At 72.7% G+C, this 19,650-nt stretch carries 16 protein-coding genes; 6 read left to right on the top strand and 10 right to left on the bottom strand.

The features are described 5' to 3' along the window. Positions 1 to 71 precede the first annotated feature (71 nt). A complete protein-coding gene (locus tag D3A59_RS10530; RefSeq protein WP_119154881.1) occupies positions 72 to 1,445 on the top strand; it encodes an outer membrane beta-barrel protein in 1,374 nt (457 codons plus the stop codon). A gap of 96 nt (positions 1,446 to 1,541) precedes the next feature. On the opposite strand, the gene D3A59_RS10525 is transcribed toward D3A59_RS10530, so the two are convergent. Together D3A59_RS10525 and D3A59_RS10520 are read right to left on the bottom strand one after the other, a co-directional pair. After that, a complete protein-coding gene (locus D3A59_RS10525; RefSeq protein WP_240636022.1) occupies positions 1,542 to 3,368 on the bottom strand; it encodes an ABC transporter ATP-binding protein in 1,827 nt (608 codons plus the stop codon). Positions 3,369 to 3,634: 266 nt separating this feature from the next. After that, complete coding sequence (locus D3A59_RS10520) at positions 3,635 to 4,744, bottom strand: AI-2E family transporter (RefSeq protein ID WP_119154879.1); 1,110 nt, start codon at positions 4,742 to 4,744, stop codon at positions 3,635 to 3,637. Between the two features lie 299 nt (positions 4,745 to 5,043). Between D3A59_RS10520 and D3A59_RS10510 the strand changes: the two genes are divergently transcribed. After that, positions 5,044 to 6,201, top strand: a complete 1,158-nt coding sequence (locus D3A59_RS10510; RefSeq protein ID WP_119154877.1) for a YihY/virulence factor BrkB family protein — start codon at positions 5,044 to 5,046, stop codon at positions 6,199 to 6,201. 199 nt (positions 6,202 to 6,400) lie between these two features. Here D3A59_RS10510 and D3A59_RS10505 read toward each other — a convergent pair whose 3' ends face one another. The 6 genes from D3A59_RS10505 to D3A59_RS10480 all read right to left on the bottom strand — a co-directional run bounded on the left by D3A59_RS10505 (position 6,401) and on the right by D3A59_RS10480 (position 13,075). Continuing rightward, positions 6,401 to 7,840: a sigma-54-dependent transcriptional regulator gene (locus tag D3A59_RS10505; protein WP_119154876.1), complete on the bottom strand. Its 1,440-nt coding sequence runs from the start codon at positions 7,838 to 7,840 to the stop codon at positions 6,401 to 6,403. A 371-nt stretch (positions 7,841 to 8,211) separates the two neighbouring features. Next, entirely contained in the window at positions 8,212 to 8,529 is a 318-nt protein-coding gene (locus D3A59_RS10500) for a BON domain-containing protein (protein WP_119154875.1), read from the bottom strand. 151 nt (positions 8,530 to 8,680) lie between these two features. After that, positions 8,681 to 9,895: a glycosyltransferase gene (locus D3A59_RS10495; protein ID WP_119154874.1), complete on the bottom strand. Its 1,215-nt coding sequence runs from the start codon at positions 9,893 to 9,895 to the stop codon at positions 8,681 to 8,683. A gap of 9 nt (positions 9,896 to 9,904) precedes the next feature. After that, a complete protein-coding gene (locus tag D3A59_RS10490; RefSeq protein ID WP_119154873.1) occupies positions 9,905 to 10,858 on the bottom strand; it encodes an amidohydrolase family protein in 954 nt (317 codons plus the stop codon). Further along, positions 10,855 to 12,144, bottom strand: a complete 1,290-nt coding sequence (locus tag D3A59_RS10485; protein WP_119154872.1) for a glycosyltransferase — start codon at positions 12,142 to 12,144, stop codon at positions 10,855 to 10,857. The genes D3A59_RS10490 and D3A59_RS10485 overlap by 4 nt, the downstream gene beginning before the upstream one ends. A gap of 376 nt (positions 12,145 to 12,520) precedes the next feature. After that, entirely contained in the window at positions 12,521 to 13,075 is a 555-nt protein-coding gene (locus tag D3A59_RS10480) for a hemerythrin domain-containing protein (RefSeq protein WP_119154871.1), read from the bottom strand. A 230-nt stretch (positions 13,076 to 13,305) separates the two neighbouring features. On the opposite strand from D3A59_RS10480, the gene D3A59_RS25345 reads away from it, so the two are divergent. Together D3A59_RS25345 and D3A59_RS10475 are read left to right on the top strand one after the other, a co-directional pair. Continuing rightward, positions 13,306 to 13,578, top strand: a complete 273-nt coding sequence (locus tag D3A59_RS25345) for a hypothetical protein (protein ID WP_157991475.1) — start codon at positions 13,306 to 13,308, stop codon at positions 13,576 to 13,578. Between the two features lie 656 nt (positions 13,579 to 14,234). Then, positions 14,235 to 15,692, top strand: a complete 1,458-nt coding sequence (locus D3A59_RS10475) for an RNA polymerase factor sigma-54 (RefSeq protein ID WP_119154870.1) — start codon at positions 14,235 to 14,237, stop codon at positions 15,690 to 15,692. Positions 15,693 to 15,854: 162 nt separating this feature from the next. Here D3A59_RS10475 and D3A59_RS10470 read toward each other — a convergent pair whose 3' ends face one another. Together D3A59_RS10470 and D3A59_RS10460 are read right to left on the bottom strand one after the other, a co-directional pair. After that, positions 15,855 to 17,594, bottom strand: a complete 1,740-nt coding sequence (locus D3A59_RS10470; protein ID WP_157991474.1) for a hypothetical protein — start codon at positions 17,592 to 17,594, stop codon at positions 15,855 to 15,857. 236 nt (positions 17,595 to 17,830) lie between these two features. Continuing rightward, positions 17,831 to 18,127: a hypothetical protein gene (locus D3A59_RS10460; RefSeq protein ID WP_119154867.1), complete on the bottom strand. Its 297-nt coding sequence runs from the start codon at positions 18,125 to 18,127 to the stop codon at positions 17,831 to 17,833. A 301-nt stretch (positions 18,128 to 18,428) separates the two neighbouring features. Between D3A59_RS10460 and D3A59_RS10455 the strand changes: the two genes are divergently transcribed. Both D3A59_RS10455 and D3A59_RS10450 read left to right on the top strand, forming a co-directional pair. Continuing rightward, positions 18,429 to 18,638: a hypothetical protein gene (locus D3A59_RS10455; RefSeq protein WP_157991473.1), complete on the top strand. Its 210-nt coding sequence runs from the start codon at positions 18,429 to 18,431 to the stop codon at positions 18,636 to 18,638. Positions 18,639 to 18,740: 102 nt separating this feature from the next. Further along, complete coding sequence (locus D3A59_RS10450) at positions 18,741 to 19,610, top strand: SDR family oxidoreductase (protein WP_119154865.1); 870 nt, start codon at positions 18,741 to 18,743, stop codon at positions 19,608 to 19,610. The last annotated feature ends 40 nt before the right edge of the window (positions 19,611 to 19,650 follow it).

Here is a 19,650-nt window from a genome sequence, read left to right as displayed (position 1 = left end):
GGGTAGCGCAGCCTGATCGTCCCGTCAATGGGGCAAGGCACCGTGTTTACACCCCCATTCAAGGAGTGACGATGAAACCTAAGAGCAGCATCTTCTCCACCGCGGTGATCGCCGCCGCGCTCGGCTCCGCGGCCTTCGCGGTCCAGGCGCAGACGAGCGGCGCCACGACCGGGACCGGGGCCACCGGCACCTCGCCGGCCATTGGCGGCACCTACGACAGCGGCGCCACCGGCAGCAGCGGCATGGGCACCGGCGCGAGCGGGACGACGGGCGCCACCGGCAGCGGCATGGGCTCCATGGGCACGACCGGCAGCGGCATGAGCGGCACCGGAACCGATGCCTCGGGCACGAGCGGAGCGACCGGCACCGGAACCGATGCCACCGGCACCACCGGGGCGACCGGCACCGGCAGCACCTACGGCACCGGCACGACCGGAACGACCGGCAGCCCTTACGGCACCGGCGCCACCGGCACGAGCGGCATGGGCGGCACCGGAACCGACGCGACGGGTTCCGGCACGACGGGCTCGACCACCGGCACCGGTAGCGGCTACGGCACCGGCAGCGACGCAATGGGCACCGGCACCGGCGGCACGACCGGCTCCGGCATGGGCGGCAGCACCGGCGGCACGACCGGATCCGGCATGGGCGGCAGCACCGGCGGCACGACCGGCAGCGACATGGGCAGCGGCATGGGCGGGGCGACCGGCGGGGGCCTGGGCACCGGCGCGGCCGGCACGACCGGCACCGGCAGCGATGCGATGGGTACCGGCACCGGCGGCACGAGCGGCTCCGGCATGGGCGGCAGCACCGGCAGCGATGCCACCGGCAGCGGCACCAGCGGCTCTGGCATGGGCAGCCCGCGCAGCTCCACGATGGGCACCTCCGGCATGGGCAGCGACGCCACCGCCCGCGGCGGCATGATGGGGATGGGGGCCGGCCAGTCCTGGCTGCCCTACACCACGCAGGGCTACGTGGGCGCCAGCATCGGCCGCGCCGACTTCGACGACGCCTGCGGTGGCCTCGTCGGCTGCGACAACCCCGACGTCTCCGGCAAGATCTTCACCGGCGGGCGGGTCAACGAGTGGCTCGGCGCCGAGGTCAGCCTGATCCACTTCGGCCGCGCGGACGTCGCCGCCGGCGCGGGTGGACGCGCGCGTGCCTACGGCATCAACCTGAGCGCGGTCGGCACGATGCCCGTGAGCCCCACCTTCGACCTCGTCGGCAAGCTCGGCACCACCTACGGCTGGACCCGCACGCCGGCGGTGGGCGGCGTCGCCGGCGGCGACGAGAACGGCTTCGGCTTCACCTGGGGCCTCGGCGCCAACCTGAACGTCGCGCCGAACTGGGCGGTGACGCTGGACTGGGAGCGCCACCGCATGAAGTTCGTCGGCGGCCGCGAGGAGGTGGACCTGGCGACGATCGGCGTCAAGTACAAGTTCTGAACGTCGGCCCTGTCGGGCCGTGACGCACGAAGGGCGCCCCGCGGGGCGCCCTTCCTTTCATGCGGGCCTCGCGGCCGCACGGTGCATGACGCCGCCTCAGGCGCCCGCGGTCTCGCGCACCGGCTGCGGCGCCGGCAGGGCCGCCGCCTCGCCGGGGCCGTGCACCATCTCGCGGAAGATCGGCTGGCGCTCCATCAGCTCGGGCACGCTGCCCACGTCGAGCACCCGGCCCGCCACCATCAGTACCACCTTGTCGAAGTGCTCGAGCAGGCTCATGCGGTGCACCGACGAGACGATGCAGGCCTGCGGGAAGCATTCGCCCAGCCGGCGGAACACGAGCGCCTCGGTCACCGGGTCGAGCGCGCTGGTGGGCTCGTCGAGCATCAGCACTGAGCTGCCCTGCGCGGCAAGCGCGCCGCGCGCCAGGCACAGCCGCTGGCGCTGGCCGCCCGACATGTTGACGCCGCGCTCGGTGATCGGCGTGTCGAGCCCCTGCGGCATCGTCGCGAGCACCGTGTCGAAGGCGCTGACGTGCGCGGCCTCCACGATCGCGCTGTCGTCGTAGCGCTCGCCGAAGGTCAGGTTCTCGCGCACCGTGCACTCGAACACCTCCGCCTCCTGCGGGATCAGCGTCGTGACGCTGCCGAGGTGCTTCAGGCCGGGCCGGGCGCTGCCGTCCACGCTGAAGTGGCCGTGGTCGGGCTGGTAGAGGCCGGCGAGCACCTTCATCAGCGTGCTCTTGCCCGAGCCGCTCGGGCCCACCAGCGCCACGCGCTCGCCGCGGTAGAGCGTGAGCGACACGCCGTGCAGGCCGCCGCGCTGCGCCGCCTCGCCGTCCGCCGCGCCCGCCTCGGGGGCGCCGTCGCGCGAGAAGTGCAGGTCGCGCACGTCGATGCGGCGCCATTCCTCGCCCACCGCGGCGGTCGCCTCGGGGTGCTCCGGCGCGTTCCAGACCGGGTCGGCGCTCGAGTAGTCGGTGCGCATGCGCGCGAAGTTCTGGAAGTTCGTCGCCATCGAGCCGATCACGCCGCCGGCCTGGTTGGCGTACTGGTAGATCATGAACAGGCTGCCGATCATCAGCGTGCCGCCCGCGTTCTGCGACTGCCAGGCGTAGACGACCACCAGGCTCCAGGTCAGCGTGATCGTCAGCAGGTCCACCGCACACCACTTGGCCTCGGTCAGCACGATCGAGCGCTTGAGCGGCTCGAACACCGCGTCGAGGCGCTGGCCGACGAGGCGGCGCGTGGCCTTGTGCAGCCGCAGGCTCATCACGGTGGAGATGTTGCCGATGAAGTCCAGCAGCCCGGCGCCGTAGCGGCGGTTGGCGTCGTTCTCGCGCCGCGCCAGGCGCATCAGCGCGCGGTCGAAGCGGATGATCACGAAGGCCACCGCCAGGTAGCCGGCGAGCGCCATGCCGCCGGCGAGCTGCGACAGCAGCGTCAGCGCCACCACCGGCCCGATCAGGTTGACGATGTTCTGCAGGTAGATGAACTGCGTCTGCGCGAAGTTGCCGAGCGCGTTGCTCGCCTGGTCCACGCGCTGCTGCAGCTCGCCCGAGTGGTGCCGGTCGTGCCACACCAGCGGCACGCGGGTGAGCTTGCCGTAGAGCGCGTCGGACACGCCCTGGCGCACCTTCACGCCCACCGAGCGCTCCAGGATGCGGCCCGGGCCGTGCATGCTCCACGACACCACCACCGCCAGCACGATCGCGGCGATCCACAGCGCCGCCTGCGTCGAGGCGTCGGCGCCGCCGGCCTGCAGCGTGTTGATCGCCTGCGCGGCCATCCACGGCATCGACAGCTTCACGAGCGTCGAGCTCACGAGCAGCGCAGTGGCCAGCAGCCAGCGCGCGCGCACGCCGTCGGCGAAGCGCCACACGCTGCGGTAGAGGCCGAGCACGCCGGCCGGGGCGGGCGTTGCCAAAGAATTCGTCGTTTTCACAAGCTTCTCTTTCCCTGTCTGGGCGCCGCCGCGACGGCGCCGATGGCTTGTCCGCCGCCGGCTCCGTTCCAGAGGACGGCCGGCGACTCAGGCTCGCTTAAACGACAGGGAAAACCCGGGCTTGAGGGTGCGGGATGCGATCGGACGCATCCGGTGCCCCGAACCCTCGATTATTCACGGCGGGCTTGTAGAAGCTGGAGCGCAGGCGCTTGCGCGCGGAAGGAAGTTGTTGCAGGCGGAACGGCTGCTTACGTTCCGCGCGCCCCCGCGCTCCTGCGCTTGGCGCGCAGCAGCGACTTCAGCGAGGGCGCCTCGTTGCGGTCGCCCTCGAGGTAGACGCAGAGCAACTTGAGGCGGCGCCAGTAGCGGCAGACCGCGCGCAGGCCGAGCAGCAGCGGCACCGCGATCAGCGCACCGGCGATGCCCCACAGCCAGCCCCACACCATCACCGACAGGAACACCGACAGCGGGCTGAGCGAGAGCCGGCGGCCGAGGATCATCGGCGTCACGAAGTTGGCCTCGATCACGTTGATCAGCAGGAAGGCGGCGGCCGGCGCGACCATCATCCCGAAGCTGCCGAAGGTCAGCACGCCGGCGAGCAGCAGCAGCACCAGCACGATCAGCGGCCCGAGGTAGGGCACGAAGTTCATCACGCCGGCCATCGCCGCCCACAAGCCCGGGTTCGGCAGCCCGAGGCTCATCATCACGACGCCGGTGGCGGCTCCGACGCCCAGGTTGATCAGGCTCATCGTCGCGAGGAAGGTGCCGATCTCGCGCTGCGCGCGCCGCACGCCGGCGAGCACGATGCCGCGCGTTCGTCGCCGCGGGATCGCCTCCACCGTGCGCGACAGCAGCCAGTGCTCCGACGCGAGCAGGAAGTAGAGCAGGATCACGGTGGCCGCGGCCGAGATCGCGAAGGTCACCACCTGGGTCATCACGGTGCGGGTGAGGGCGAAGCCCTCGCTCGCGAGCTTCTCCTTCACCGGGTCGGGCGGCGGCGTGGCGCTGCGGGGATTCTTGCGCGGCGGCGCGAGCAGCGGCAGCTCGGCCCGCACCCGGTCGAAGGTCTCGACCAGCTGGCGCAGGTTGCTCGGCGCGCGCTGCCACCAGTCGGCGGCGGGGCCGGCGAGCGCGCTGCCCGCCAGGCCGACCACGCCGAGCAGCGCGGCGACGACCAGCCCGGCGCCCACCATCTCCGGGATGCCGAGCCGCCGCAGCCGCCGCACCGGCTCGGACAGCACGAAGGTCAGGATCACCGCCACCACCAGCGGCAGCAGCAGCGACTGCGCGAACTGCAGCAGGAAGATCATGGCGATCAGCAGCAGGCCCCGGGCGGCCCACAGGGCGGGCGCCGGCACCGCCGCGAAGGGGGAGCGGGTGCCGGTGGCGGGCGGGAGGGGGTCGTGCGGTGCGTTCAGGGGCGTGCCTCGGGCGATGGACGGGATGCAGGGCCGGCTCCGGCTTCGCGGGCGCGCCCGGTTGCCGTGAAGCCGGGAGGCCGGGACGTGCGGGCGAAGGGAAAGTCCTCCACCTGTGCGGCAGCCGGCGTGCCCCCACCCCGGAACGGAGGTCCTCGCACTGCTTGCAGGCCGTTTCGGGCACGCGATCTGCCGGGAGCGGCCTGACCCGAGATTTCTCTGCTGCAGGAGGCGAGGCGATGAACGGCAAGGCCCTGGAGGAGCGTCTGTGGCGCTTCGTGCCCGCGTCGCTGCGGCCCCCGGCGCAACTGACGGCGCGGGCCCTGACGCGCTGGGTGTCCGAGGGCGGGCCGCTGTACGGGGCGGCGATCGCCTTCTACACGATGTTCGCGCTCGCGCCGCTGCTGGTGCTCGCGATCTGGGTGACGGGCGCGGTGTTCGGCGCCGAGGCCGCGCGCGGGCAGATCGTCGGGCGCATCGAGAGCCTGGTGGGCTCCACCGCGGCGCAGAGCATCCAGTCGATGATCGAGTCGGCCTGGCGCGAGCCGGTCGGCAACTTCGCGGGGCTGCTCGCGCTGCTCACGCTGCTCGTCGGCGCGAGCGGCGTGTTCGCGCAGCTGCAGCGCGCGCTCAATGCGATGGCGCGCGTGCGGCCGTCCGAGTCGCCGCTCGGCGGCTTCCTGCGCACCCGGCTGGTCGCCTTCGCGCTGGTGCTCGGCTTCGGGCTGCTCGCGATGACGCTGCTGCTGGCGAGCACCGCGGTGGCGGCGCTCGGCGCCTGGCTGTCCTCGCGCGTGCCCGTCGCCGGCTTGCCCGCGCTGCTGGCGCTGGCGGACGTGGGGCTGTCCACCGCGGCGATCGCCGTCGGCTTCGCCGCGCTGATGCGCTGGCTGCCGGAGCGCCCCGCGAGCCGCCATGCGGTCTGGGTCGGCGCGATCGTCGGCGCGCTGCTGTTCTCGGTGGGCAAGCACCTGATCGGCCTGTACCTCGCACGCGCGAGCGTCGCGTCGAGCTACGGCGCGGCGGGCTCCTTCGTCGTCGCGATGATGTGGATGTACTACTCGGCGCAGATCCTGCTGTTCGGCGCCTCGCTCGGCCATGCCCTCGACGAGCGCCAGGGGCTCGCCCCGGGCGGCGCGCCGCGACAGGCGGGCGTCCCGGCCGGCCCGGGAGCCGCCCCCGGCTCGCCTGCCTCCGCGGGACGCGAGCCGGAGATGGGGCCGGAGCAGCAGCAGCGAGGACGCTCCGGTCCCTCCTCGTCGCAGCAGCCGCAGCAGCTCCCGCAGCCGCCGGGCGGCGCCGCAAGCGGCACCTCGGGCGGGGGCGCGAAGATCCTGCCCTTCACGCCGGCGGCGCGCTCGCGCAGCGATCTGCGGCGGCCGGGCGGCGGCGGCTGAACACGGGCGCCTTCGTCCTTTTCCTGTCTTTTCCTCGAGCTTCCCGCTCGCCTGGTCTGCTCCGGCTCGGAGCTTTTGCGAGCCGCGCGCCGGCGGGAGGAGGCCGGCCAGGCGGAACGGGCGCGGCGCCGACGGGGCAGCCTGCCTGCTGCAGGGGGCAGCGGCCCTCAGCGGCTCACGCGCCCCCCGCTGCCTCGCCTCAGCTCGCGCGCCGCAAAGGAATGGCTGCCGTCGCCTCGTCGCCCGCCGGGCCTTCGCTCTCCGCAGCGCCGTTGCGCGCGCCCTGGCCGCCGCCCTGGCCCTTGAGCGCATAGACCTCGAGCCGGTTGTAGAGCGTCTTCAGGCTGATGCCCAGCACCTGCGCGGCGGTGCGCTTGACGTTGCCGCAGCGCTCGAGCGTCGCCATCGTGACGCGGCGCTCGACCTCGTCGAGCGGCGTGCCGATGCGGATCGTGAGCAGGCCGCTGTCCTCCTCGTGGCGCGCCGGCATGTGCTGCGGCGGCTCCAGCCCCTCCACCACATCGTCGGCGAGGATGTACATGCGCTGTACATAGTTTTTCAACTCGCGCACGTTGCCGGGCCACGGCATTTCGTACAGGCGGGCCAGCGCGCTGGACGAGAAGGTCTTGCGCGTGCCCTCGGTGCGGTTGAGCTCGTCGAGGAAGTGCTGCGCCAGCATCTCGATGTCGCTGCCGCGGTCGCGCAGGGGTGGCAATTGCACCGGAAAAACATTCAGGCGGTGGTAAAGATCTTCACGGAACTTGCCCTCCGCGACGACCTTCTCGGGCTGCCGGTTGGTGGCCGCGACGATGCGCACATCGGTGGAGATCGGCTGCGTGGTGCCCACGCGCACGAAGGTGCCGGTCTCGAGCACGCGCAGCAGCTTGACCTGCAGCTCCAGCGGCATCTCGGTGACCTCGTCGAGGAAGATCGTGCCGCCGTTGGCGCGCTCGAAGAAGCCGCGATGCTGGCGGTCGGCGCCGGTGAAGCTGCCCTTCTCGTGGCCGAACAGCTCGCTCTCGATCAGCTGCGGCGAGATCGCGCCGCAGTTGATCGCGAGGAAGGGCGCGCGGCGGCGCCGGCTCAGGTCGTGGATGGTCTTGGCCGCGAGCTCCTTGCCGGTGCCGCTCTCGCCCACCAGCATCACGGTGGCCGAGGTCGGCGCGACGCGGCCGAGCTGGTCGTAGAGCCGCTGCATCGCAGGCGAGCTGCCGAGCAGGTGGCCGAAGCGGCCGGCACGGCGCAGCTCCTCGCGCAGCTCGCCGATCTCGTGGCGCAGCTCGGTGGGCTTGGGCTGACGGCGCAGGATCGCCAGCAGCCGGTCGATGTCCACCGGCTTGACCAGGTAGTCGGTGGCGCCGATGCGCACCGCGTTGATCGCGCTGTCCATCGAGGCATGGCCGGTGATCACGACCACCTCGGTCTGGTTCGGGGTCTCGAGGTCGGCGACGAGCTCGGCCCCGTTGCCGTCGGGCAACTGCAGGTCGGTCAGCAGCACCTCCGGCTGCTGGCGCACCAGTTGCGCCCGCGCGTTGCGCAGCGAGTCGGCGGTGGCGACGCTGAATCCTTCGGCACGGACCACTTCCGACATCCACTCCAGCACATCGGGTTCGTCGTCGACGATCAGGGCATGAGGCATGCGTTCTTTCTCCAGGCTGCAAGGTTCAGTTGGAACGCAGGCAGGAATCGAACGCAGCAATACCCCAGGCATGGGGTTTCAGATGGTTTCGCCGGCAGGCATGCCAGGGCGGCCGCGATGGAAGGCGGCGAGGCAGGGGGGCTGCTCCTCCCGATATTGCCGCGCCGCCACGGGCCGGGACGCAGCACCGCCGCGGGAGTGGGGATATTTCCCAGCAAAAACCTGCAGTCGCGGGGGTGGGTGTCGCGCCGGTGCGACGGTCCGCGGGCCGGCAGGGGAGGGGGCGATCCGGGACGGGAACGAAAAAAGGGCGGCGCGCAAGGCGCCGCCCCGGTGGAGGACCGCTTCGCCGGGAAGCGGCCTCGGCCGCCTTATTGCGGCGCCCGTACCACGATGTCGTTGCGCACCTGGCGCACGTCCGGGACCCCGCTCGCGACCTGCTCGGCGCGCTGCTTCTCGGCCTGCGAGGCCGCGAAGCCCGACAGCTGCACCACGCCCTTGAGCGTCTCGACGTTCAGCCGCATCGCGCTGACCTGCGGGTCCTGCGCGAAGCGGGCCTTGACGCGGGTGGTGATGGTGGCGTCGTCGACGTACTGGCCGACCGTGCTCTGGCCGCTGGTGACCGCGCAGCCGGAGAGGCCGAGCACGCCGGTGAGTGCGATGGTGCTTGCAAGGATCAGGTGTTTCATTGATTTCTCCCTTGGATAGGTCGTGCGGGCCGGGGGCGGGCGGCCTGCCCGCCGAGGGGCGGAGCGGCCTGCCGGTCCCTGGTTCCGCGAGGCGGGTTGCCCGACTCTGGGTTCGGCAAAACCCATGCCAGAGGGGCTGCGCGGCGCCCGTTCAGGCCTCGGCGGACCTGCCGGGGGAAGGGGGCGCAGGGATTGGGGGATGGGCGGTGCGCGCTTCGCACCCGGGGGCGTGGAGGCCCGGCAGGCCGCTGCGCGTGCCGGCCAGCCGCTCGAGCAGGGCGGCGGCGCGCCGCACGCCGTGCTCCAGCGCGAAATGCCCGAGCGCGCGCTGGCGGGCCTGCGCGCCCATCGCCGCGAGCGCGTGCGGCGCGCGCAGGCCCTCGCCGAGCCGTGCCGCGAGGGCCGGGAGCTCGCCCGGCTCGACCAGCCAGCCGGTGGCGCCCGGCACGATCAGCTCGGGCAGCGCGCCCACGCCGATGCCGAGCACCGGCAGCCCGCAGGCCATCGCCTCGAGCACCGCGAGCGGCATCGCCTCGGAGCGCGAGGTGGAGGCGAGCAGGTCGAGCTCGGCGTAAACGGCGGGCATGTCCGACTGCAGGCCGGCGAGGTGCGTGCAGTCGGCCAGCCCGCCGCGCTCGATCGCGGCCTGCAACTCCTGCCGCATCGGCCCCTCGCCGACCAGCACGAAATGCGCGTGCGGCGCGTCGCGGCGCGCGGCGCGCACCGCGTGCAGGAACAGGTCCGGCCCCTTCTCCCAGGACAGCCGGCCGACGAACCCGGCCAGCGGCGCCTCGGGGGGGATGCCCAGGCGCCGGCGCAGCGGCCCGGCACGGCTGCGCGCGGGCCGGAACACCGCGCCGTCCACGCCGTTGGGCAGCAGGTGCAGCCGCGCCGGGTGCGCGCCGCGTCCGAGCGCGTGGCGATAGCTCGGCCGGCACACCACCGCCAGGTGGGTGCCGGCGCCGCGGTGCAGCGCCAGGTCGACCGGGTCGGGCTCGAGGCTGTGCACCGTCGCGAGCACCGGACGCCCCGCGAGCCGGCCGGCAAGGGCGGCGAGCCGGTGGGCGTTGGGCAGGTGCGAGTGCACCACGTCGACGGCGCGGCGGCGCATCAGCGTCGCGGCCAGCCGCACCGAGGCCGCCGGCGGCGGTCCGGGCGGCATCGCCACCGGCAGCACCTCGATGCCGAGCGCGCGCAGGCGCGCGCTGAACTCGCCCTCGAAGGGGCAGAGCACGGTGCACTCGAAGCGCTCGCGCGGCAGGCGCTCGAGCAGCCGCAGCACGCAATGCTCCGTGCCGCCGACGATGGCGTTGCCGACGAGCTGCAGCACGCGCGTGCGTGGGCCCGGAGCGGGCGGTACGGCCATCGGGCGCGCTCAGCAGCAGCGCGGCGTCATGCGCACCCGGCTCCAGAAAGACAGCGGCGAGAACGGGTCGGGCAGCGTGCGCGCGGCGCGCGTGCAGTCGGCGATCGGGTGGAGCTGGCGGTGCGGGGAGCGGCCGGGCGGCGGCGCGCGCCGCGACGGGTCGATCCCGAGCCAGGCCGCGGCGGTGCCGCTCCAGACCTGCTCGCGCGCGTCCTGCGGCACCTCCAGCTCGTCGAGCAGCTCGCGCACCCAGCGCACGCGCTCGGCGAGGTGGGCGCCGCTGCAGGGCAGGAAGCAGTCGCTGCCGAACTGCAGCAGCCCCGGCCCCAGCACCTCCAGCGCCTTGTGCAGCACCTCGCGCCGGTAGGGCGGCGGCGCGCCGAAGGAGATGTCGAAGCGGAACATGCACTGCGCAGGCGCCACCTCGTTGAGCAGGTCGATCAGGCCGACCGCGATCGCCTCGTCGGTCCAGGGCCAGCCCAGGTGCGCCAGCGTCACCTTCAGCCCCGGGTGCGCGCGCAGCGCCTCGAAGAAGGTCGGGCGGCAGAAGCGCCCCGAGCGGCCGTCGATGAAGATGCCGCTGTGGAACAGCAGCGGGATGCCGAGCTCGCGCGCGGTGGCGAACACCGGCTGCACCGCGTCGTCGTACGGGTACCAGCCGGTGGGCACCATCTTGCAGCCGCGCAGGCCCAGCGTCTCCACGGCGCGGCGCAGCTCCTGCGGCGCGCCGGGGTCGCGCGGGTCGACCACCGCGAAGCCCACCAGCCGGTCGGCGTGGCCCTGGACGAGCCGGGCGAGGTGCTCGTTGGCGCGCCGCAGCGACGCGGGGTCGTCGAGCGAGTAGCCCTCGCTCAGGAAGGGCGCGAGCAGCACCCCGATGTCGACCCCGGCCTCGTCGAAGGCGTGCAGCACCTCGTCGGCGCGCTCGCGCCCCGTGGTGTGCAGGTGGGCGTCGATGATCATCTGCGGCGCCCGGCCTCCGCCACCGCCGGCAGCGGCGCGGCGGCCTGCACGGCCGCCGCATCGGTGGCGGCTTCCTGCGGCGCGGCGGCGCGCTGCGCGGTGGGCGCGAGCACCACGTTGGGCGGCAGCACGTCGGCCGTGAGCGCCTGCATCCCGGGGTGCGGCATCGCCGCCGGGCGCTTCGCGAGCACTTCCTCGATCAGCTCTCGCATCACCGTGGCGGTGCCGTCCCACGAGAAGCGCGAGACGCTCGCGAGCATCGCGCCCAGGCGCTCGGTGCGGCGGTGGCCGGTCTCGGCGAGCGCCTCCTCGCAGGCCGCGATGAACTCCGCCGGATCGTGCGCGATGCGCACCACGTCGCCGTACAGGCCCACCACGTCGCGCACCGGCGTGCTGACCACCGGCTTCTCGGCGGCCATGTACTCCAGCGTCTTGGTCGGGCTGATGAAGCGCGTCGCCTCGTTGATCGCGAAGGGCATCAGGCACAGGTCCCAGCCGGCGACGAGCTGCGGCAGGCGCTTGTAGTCCTGCTGGCCGAGCCAGTGGATGTTCGGCCGCTGCGGCAGCCGCGCCGGGTCGATCTTCACCACGGGGCCGACCATCACGACCTGCCACTCGGGATGCGCGTCGGCGAGCCGGCCGATGAGCTCCGGGTCGAGCCGCTCGTCGATCACGCCGAAGAAGCCCAGGCGCGGGCCGGGGATGTGCGCCTGCAGCGCCTCGGTCTCGGGGTCGTGGACGATGTTGGCCGGCGCGTAGTGCCCGACGTCCACCGCGCTCGGCAGGCAGTGCACGCTCGGGTGCAGGTCGCGCTTGGCCTCGTACAGGCTCGGGCCTCCGGTGAAGACGAGGTCGGCCATCTTCAGCAGCGCGGTCTCGCGCTGGCGCATCTGGCGCGGCGCGTTCTTGAAGGAGGCCAGCTCGTCCATGCAGTCGTAGACGATCGCGCGCGGGCTCAGCTGCGACAGCAGCGGCAGCGCCATCGGCGTGTAGAACCACACCAGGTAGTCCTCGATGCCCTCGCGCCGCAGGTGCTCCACGAGCAGCGGCTGCAGCACCGAGAGCTGGTCGTCGTGGAAGCCGCCGGCCTCGACCGGCGTGACCGGGCGCAGCACCTCGATGTTCTGCTGTGGCGTCGAGCGGCGGAAGTGCGGCAGGCCCTCGCCCCGCTCCGGCTCCTCGACGACGATGACGCGGAAATGCTGCGCCAGGCGCGACAGCAGGTGCTGCGGTCGCTGGAAGACGAAGTCCCAGCGCAGATGGGAGAAGACGATCAGGTCGGGCATGGTGCTTCCTTGTCGGAGGGTGAGGCGGGCAGGCGGGGCTGCCGGCCGGGGGGGAGGCGCTCTGGCGCGCCGCGCGCAACGCGATGCGTCGGCGCGGCGGCGGCGAGGCCCTGCGGGTGAGGCTCCACGCCCGGCGCCGGCGGGGACGCAGGGCTCGGGGCGGGAGAGGGAACGGGGGCCGGGGGCGGCGGCGGGTCCGGGTGCTCGGGCGGCGGGATCTCGGGACGGCCCGGCGTCGGAACCTCGGCCGGCGCGGGGGGCATCGGCGCGTGCAGCGAGAGCGCGCAGCGCGCGGCGCGGCCTGCCTGCAGGCCGGGGCGGCCGGCTCGGCGGTTGCTCGCGGCCGGCGCGGCCGCGTCGCGTGCGGCAGGCGGGCTCATGCCCGCGCGGCGGAGCGGGCGGCAGCGCCGCCGTCCTCCGCCGGCTCGGCCTGCGGGGCGGCGAGGCCCATCTCCTCCATCAGCTCGGTGCGCCGCTGCTGCATCTCCTCGAGCAGCGAGGGCCAGTCGATCCTGGCGCGCATCAGCTGCTCGAACAGCTCCTTCTCCTCCTCCTTCACGTGGTGCTTCACGTACTCGCCGAGCACGGTGAAGGTGGCGGCGAACTTCTCGTCGTCGGCGCCCATGCCCTTGAGCTGCCCGATCAGCATCTTCGCCGTCATGTGCTCGACCTCGGCCTCGTCGAGCAGGTCCTCCTCGCGCATCGCGTCGCGGGCGGCGGGGTAGAAGAGCTCCTCTTCCAGCGCCGCGTGCAGCTCGAGCTCGCTGCAGGCCCGCTGCACCAGCGCCTCGACCGCCTCCGCGTCCTCGTGCACGTCGAGCTTCTCGAAGTCGCGAAAGGCCTTCCTCACTCGCTTGTGATCGTCCTTGAGCATCGCGAGGATCTCGTCACGGGCTCGGGTGCTGTTGCGGCTGCTGGAACGGGTGGCCATGCGGGCATCTCCTGTGGGCGGGTATCCGGGGATCGGCGGCGGCGCGGCTCGCGTCGCCCCGCGCTTTCAGGCAATCCGCGTACCCCTCGGCTGCCTGCACAGGCGGCGGGCACACGGGGTGCAAGGTGGAGCGGGTGCCAAGATTCCCCTCGCGCCGGCACCGCGCCTGCAGGTATGGCGCTTGCCGGACCCACGAACCCCTCCACCCCTTTCCTGCGAGAGCCTGCGCCATGCCACAACAACCCCAGAAACGACGCATCTGCTGGCCCCCCCGTCCGCGCAGCCGCCGGCCGGGCTACACCACCACTTCGGTCGATCGCACCGGCGTGCCGGGCCCGCGCCTGCCGCACGAGCGCGACGAGTCCTCGGACAGCGCGGGGGGCTCGCGCTACGGCGTGATCGAGCAGGCCAAGGAGGATCTGGACCGCGGCCTGGTCGACACCGACCGCGGCGAGGCGGTGGACCGCCTCTACCGCGACACGCTGAAGGACGATTCCCGCTAGACCCCGCTCCTTCTTCTCTCGCCGCCTCCTGCGGGCGCCGTCGCGCATGCGCGCCGCGGCGCCCGCACGCTTTCCGGCCCCCCCCTGGCACGAGCCCCCGGGCGATTCCGGAGGGACAGGCGTGGTGCCTGCAGTGCCAGCCCGCCTCGTTCCGGGGGGAGGGGTGCGAAAAGGACTTGCGCTGCGACAGTCCGGCACTTGTTGCCGCAAGGCGGGTGGGCGGCGGGTATTTCCTCTATGCCCGCAATTTCTGCAGGTCTACCACCCCCGGATTGCAGCAGGACCTTCCCTTCGCAGCCCCTGGCATGGCCCGGGAACCCCGTTTGCCGCGATCTACGGCAAGCCTGCGGGAAACAGGCATAAATTTCCCGCAACCGCCTCTATCTCCAGTGAACCCTCTCGCGCCCCGCATGCCGGGTCCTTGCGTTTTCGAGACGGAATCCGTAGCGATTTCCGGTTCTTTGTAAATCCCACCTGCAGTTGTTGCCGGTTCTTCCACCAGGCACAGCCATTGCAATCGGCTGCTGGCATCGCAAGGACGCCCGGTGCGGCCGTACTCGGGACCCCCGAGTCAGCGTCCTTGTTCCCCGCCCGCCGTCCTCCCGGAATCCGCAGACGGCGCCGGAGCAACGAACGATGAAACAAAGAGGATTTGAATGAATTCACCGGCAATCCGACTTGAACATCGGCAACACCAGACCCTGACGCCGAGGCTGCAGCAGGCGGTGCGCCTGCTGCAACTCTCCTCGCTGGAGTTCGCGCAGGAAGTGCAGGAGGCGATGGGCAAGAACCCCTTCCTCGAGCACGAGGACGGGCCGGTCGAGGACCCGAGCGGCTTCGGCGACGGCAACGCGGCCGAGCCGATGGCGTCGACCGCGACCCCGGCTTCCGCCTCCTCCGAAGGCGAGTCGGACGCGTCGGCCGCCAACGACACGAGCTGGGAACGCGAGAACTGGCAGCAGGGCGGCGGCACCGGCACGCGCCAGAGCAGCGGCGACTCCGACGTCAGCATGATGGAGATGGTCGCGGCGGACGTCTCGCTGCGCGAGCACCTGCACGGCCAGCTCAACGTGATGCCGCTGTCGGCACGCGACCGCATGCTCTGCGCGACGATCGTCGAGGGCCTCGACGACGACGGCTACCTGCGCATGGGGCTCGAGGAGATCGCGCCGCTGGCCGGTCTCGACCCGGCGCCGGACGACAGCGAGCTGCAGATCGCGCTGCGCATGGTGCAGTCGCTCGACCCCTGCGGCGTCGCGGCGCGCTCGGTGTCCGAGTGCCTGCTGCTGCAGCTCGGCACCATCAAGCACGCCACCGACCGCGAGATCGCCCGCACGATCATCACCGAGCACCTGGAGCGGCTCGCGCAGCGCGACGTCAACGGCCTGTCGCGCGTGCTGGGCCGCCCGCCGGCGGAGGTCGAGCTGGTGTGCGACCGCATCCGCCACCTCGATCCGCGTCCGGGCTGGCGCTTCGGTTCCGCCCATGTCCATTTCGTCACTCCCGACGTGATCGTCAAGAAGGTGCGCGGCGTCTGGACCGCCACCCTCAACCCCGCAGTGATTCCGCGCGTACGGCTCAACCAGGTCTATGCCGAGCTGTTCCAGCGCCACCGAGATTCGAAGCATGCCGAGCTTGCCGCGCACCTGCAGGAAGCGCGCTGGACCGTGCGCAACGTGGAGCAGCGCTTCGCCACCATCCTGAGCGTCGCTCAGGCCATTCTGAAACGTCAGCGTCATTTCCTCGAATACGGAGCCCTAGCGATGAAACCCCTTGGTCTGCGAGACATTGCCGAAGAAGTCGGTCTGCACGAGTCCACCGTGTCGCGTGTGACGAACAACAAGTACATGGCCACCCCGGGCGGCGTGTACGAGCTCAAATACTTCTTCTCCCGCGCGATGCCTACCGCGAGCGGCGGTGCCTGCTCGGCCACCGCGATCCGCGGCGTGATCAAGGACATGATCGAGGCCGAGGACGCGACCGATCCGCTGTCGGACGCCGAGATCGCCCGCCAGCTCGCCCGCCAGGGCCTGAACGTCGCGCGCCGCACGGTCACGAAGTACCGCCAGATGCTGCGCGTGCCGGCAGTGGAGCGCCGTCGCAAGCATGTCTGAGCCTCGCTGAGGTTTCTCGGGCCGCCTGCCGTTTCCGCGAGACCGCAAGCACGCTTCCTGCGGTCCGCACGGCGGGCGAGAGACACGAAGAGGGGCCGGAAAAGGGCCTTCGGCAGCAGATGCCGAAGGCCCTTTTTCTATCGGAGGGCCCGTCGCCTCACCTCACCGGCCCTTGGACGCGGAGGTGGAGGAGGAGCTGCCGCCGCTGCCCGACGACGACGCGCCGCCTGCGCTGCTGCTGCCCAGGCCGCCGCCGAGCGCCTGGCTGCCCGGCACGTTGCTGCTCAGCGCCGAGCCGCTCGCCATGCCGGCGGTCGAGCTCGGGCCCTCGTTGCCGCTGCTGCCGGACTGCGCTCCCTGCAGCGCGCTGCCGCTGGTCGTGCCCGATCCGCCGCCGAGCGAGGAGCCGCTGGTGTTCGAGCTGCCGGTGATCGTCGAGCCCCCGGGGCTCGAGCCGCTGCCGAGCGAGGAGCCGTGCGGCGTCGCGCTGCTGCTGCCGAGCGAGGCGCTGCCGCCGCTCATCGGCGAGCCGCCACCACCGGCCCCGCCGCCGAGCGAGGAGCCGGTGCCGCCCACGCTCGTGCTGCCCGAGCCCGATTCGCCGGAGAGGGTGGAGCCGCCGCCCGCGTGCATGCCGCCGTGGCCGCTGTCCTGCCGCGAGCCGCCGCCCGAGGACTGGCGGCGCCACTGGTCGAACTCCTCGGAGAACTTGCGGTAGCGCTCCTGGCGCCAGGTGCGGTAGTCGTTGTCGAAGTTGCGCATCTGCTCGGTGCGCCACTGCTGGTAGTCGGGGTCGTAGTGCTCGTCCCCGTGGTGGGCCCCTTGGTGCGACATGTGCTGCTGCCCGCCGCTGCCGCCCATCATGCCGCCCTGGTGGCTGCCCATGTGGCCGCCGCCCATCTGGCCGCCGCCCGGCTGCCCGCCCGGGTGCGACTGCTGGTGCGACCAGTCGTAGCGGCCGCGCTGGTGCTCCTGCATGCCGTGCTGCTGGCCGCCGCCCTGAGGGCCCTGCCAGCCCTGCGCGCCGTAGGCACCGCTGCCGCCGCTCTGCTGGTAGCCGGTGCCGGCCAGGTGGCTGCTCGGTCCGCCGCCGTAGGCGCCCATGTGGGTGCCGTAGTCGTGCTCCGAGCCGCCATGCATGCCGCCCGTGCCCTGCACATGCTGCTGGCCGCCGCCCTGGTGGAGGCCGCCGTACGCGCCGCCGTGGGTGCCGCCGCCCGGGCCGCCGAAGTGCTGGCTGCCGCCGCCGTGGCCGCCGTGGGAGGGGCCGCTGTAGCCGCCGCTCATGCCGCCTTGCGAGCCGCCGTAGCCGCCATAACCTCCCTGCAGCCCGCCGAAGCCGCCGCCCTGCTGGCCGCCCTGGCCGTGCATGCCGTGGCCGCCCTGGGGCTGACCGGCGAAGCTGCCCTGCGCGCCGTGCATGCCGCCGCCCTGCGCGCCGTGCATGCCGCCGCCTTGGCCCCCTTGCAGCCCGAACGCGCCGCTGCCGCCGCCTTGCGGGCCGCCGTGCTGCGTGCCGCCCCAGCCTCCGGGGGTGCCGCCGAAGTCTTGCGTGCTGCCCCAGCCGCTGCCGCTCATCTGGCCTTCCTGCTGGTGGCCGAAGCCGCGCCCGCCACCGGTGTAGTAGGCGCCGGTGCCGCCGGTGCCGCCGGTGTCGGCATCGCCGTAGCTGCCGTAGCCGCCGTAGCCGCCCGGCTGGTTCTGCTGCGACCCGCGGTTGCCGCCGTAGTCGCCGTAGGTGCTGCCCGCCTGGCTGCGCACCGCCTCGTGTTCTCGCCCGCCACTCTCCGAGCCCCAGCGGTCGCGGGCGCCGAAGCGTTCGCTGCCCTGGCCGTAGGAGCGGTTGTCGTCGCCGTAGTCGTTCGGCCGGTAGGGGTTGTTCGGGTTGCGATGCTGATCCATGTGACTTCCTTTCGATCGTTTCGGAAGACGACGGGTCGCCCTGTCGCCCGGATCACCGCGGGGCGGGCCGGTCTCCGGCAGAAGCGCCTTCGTCCCCTGCGCCAGCCTCCTCCGGGAGGGGCGCGGCGAGGGCGGGCGCATCGGGCCTGCGGGATGCCGGCGTGCCGCGCGTTGCTGGCTGTCGTGAGCCTGCAAAAAGTTCAGCAATCGATGTTCCTGTGCGCCGGCGCCGGCCCTCACGCGGCGGGCTGCCGGGGCCCCGCCTTGCGCAGCCGGTCGCGGCGGCGGTTGCGCCAGAAGATCGCCTGGCCGGCCATCGCGCTCAGCAGCAGCGCGACGTTGACGACCAGGAAGACCCGGTCGCCGGTCAGCGCGCTGTAGACCGCGAAACCGCCCGAGGCGGCGGTCTGGCCGAGGAAGAGCCACGGGGACACGCCGGCGGTGCTGCCGCTGACCCACTGCTGCCGCACCTGGTTGAGGATGGTGGCCAGCAGCACGGCGGCGCTGGCCCATCCGATGAGGTCCACACCCATGGGAAGAGGGCTCCTGAAGATTGCATGGAAAAAGGGGGGAGGGGAAGAAGAGAAGGGCCGCGGGCTCGCATGCCTGTCACGAACTTTCGCCACCATCCGGCCACCCCTCCAGGAAATGCCGGCCGGGCTCGGCGATCCAGGGGTGCTGCGGCCGTCAGAGGTGGACCGGTCCCGGCAATCCCTGTGCCGGGCGCAGGGTCTTGCCGCGTGAGCTTCGGGCATGCCGATTGCTCGACAGCGCTGTACACCGTGCAAATCCTGCAACGGGACGTGCCCGTCCTTTTCGAAGAGGAGACCCGAGATGTGGAGTTCAGTGCTCGTGCCGCTGCCGATGGAAGCGGAAAACCGGCCGGTCGCGTCGCAGGAGGCCGACGGGGGCGCGCCTCCCGAGGGCGCCGTCGCCTCCCCGGTCGATACCGGTCAGGAGCAGTCGCCCGTGCGCGCCTCGGGCTGGCGACGCTGGCTCGGCGGCTGGGGCTCGCGCAGCGGCGAGGAGCCCGGGCGGGAGTGAGGCGGCGGCGCGGCCTGCGGGCCGTGGCGGACGGGGCAGGCCGCAGGGCATGAGGCTTGCCGCGCCGCGGGGATTCCTTCCTCCGAACCCCCGGGAGCCCCCATGACCTCCTCCTCCGACGATTCCAGGACCCTGCCGCCGCAGCACCAGGACCGCCAGCCCGGGCTGCAGGCACCGATGGACCCGCAGCCGCGCGCCGACGCGGCCGACTACCGTGGCAGCGGCAAGCTCGCCGGCAAGGTCGCGCTCGTGACCGGGGGCGACAGCGGCATCGGCCGCGCGGTGGCGGCCTGCTTCGCCAAGGAGGGCGCCGACGTGCTGATCGCCTACCTCGACGAGCACGAGGACGCCCAGCACACGCGCCGCCTCGTCGAGGCCGAGCAGCGGCGCTGCGTCGCGGTGCCCGGCGACATCGGCGATCCCGCCTTCTGCCAGTCGCTGATCGACACGCTGCGGCGCGAGTTCGGCCGGCTCGACGTGCTGGTCAACAACGCCGCCGAGCAGCATCCGCAGGAGCGCATCGAGGACATCTCCTTCGCGCAGCTCGAGCGCACCTTCCGCACCAACTTCTTCGGCATGTTCGAGCTGACGCGGCTCGCGGTGCCGCTGCTGGGCGAGGGCGGCTGCATCATCAACACCACCTCCGTCACCGCCTACCGCGGCAGCTCCCACCTGCTCGACTACTCCTCGACCAAGGGCGCGATCGTGTCCTTCACGCGCTCGCTGTCGCAGCAGCTCGCCGAGCGCGGCATCCGCGTCAACGCGGTCGCGCCGGGCCCGGTCTGGACGCCGCTGATCCCGGCCACCTTCAGCGCCGAGGAGGTCGAGAAGTTCGGCGCCAAGGTGCCGATGCAGCGCCCCGGCCAGCCCGACGAGATCGCGCCCAGCTACGTCTTCCTCGCCAGCCGCGACTCGGCCTACATGACCGGGCAGGTACTGCACCCCAACGGGGGCGAGGTGGTCAACGCATGAGCCGGCGCCCCCCGGGGCGCGGGGAGTGCCTACACTGGCC

The sequence above is a fragment of the Caldimonas tepidiphila genome, assembly GCF_003569765.1.
Taxonomy (GTDB): Bacteria; Pseudomonadota; Gammaproteobacteria; order Burkholderiales; family Burkholderiaceae_C; genus Caldimonas; species Caldimonas tepidiphila.
The sequence above is the reverse complement of the archived record's forward strand: the minus strand, read 5'-3'. Positions and strand labels throughout refer to the sequence as shown.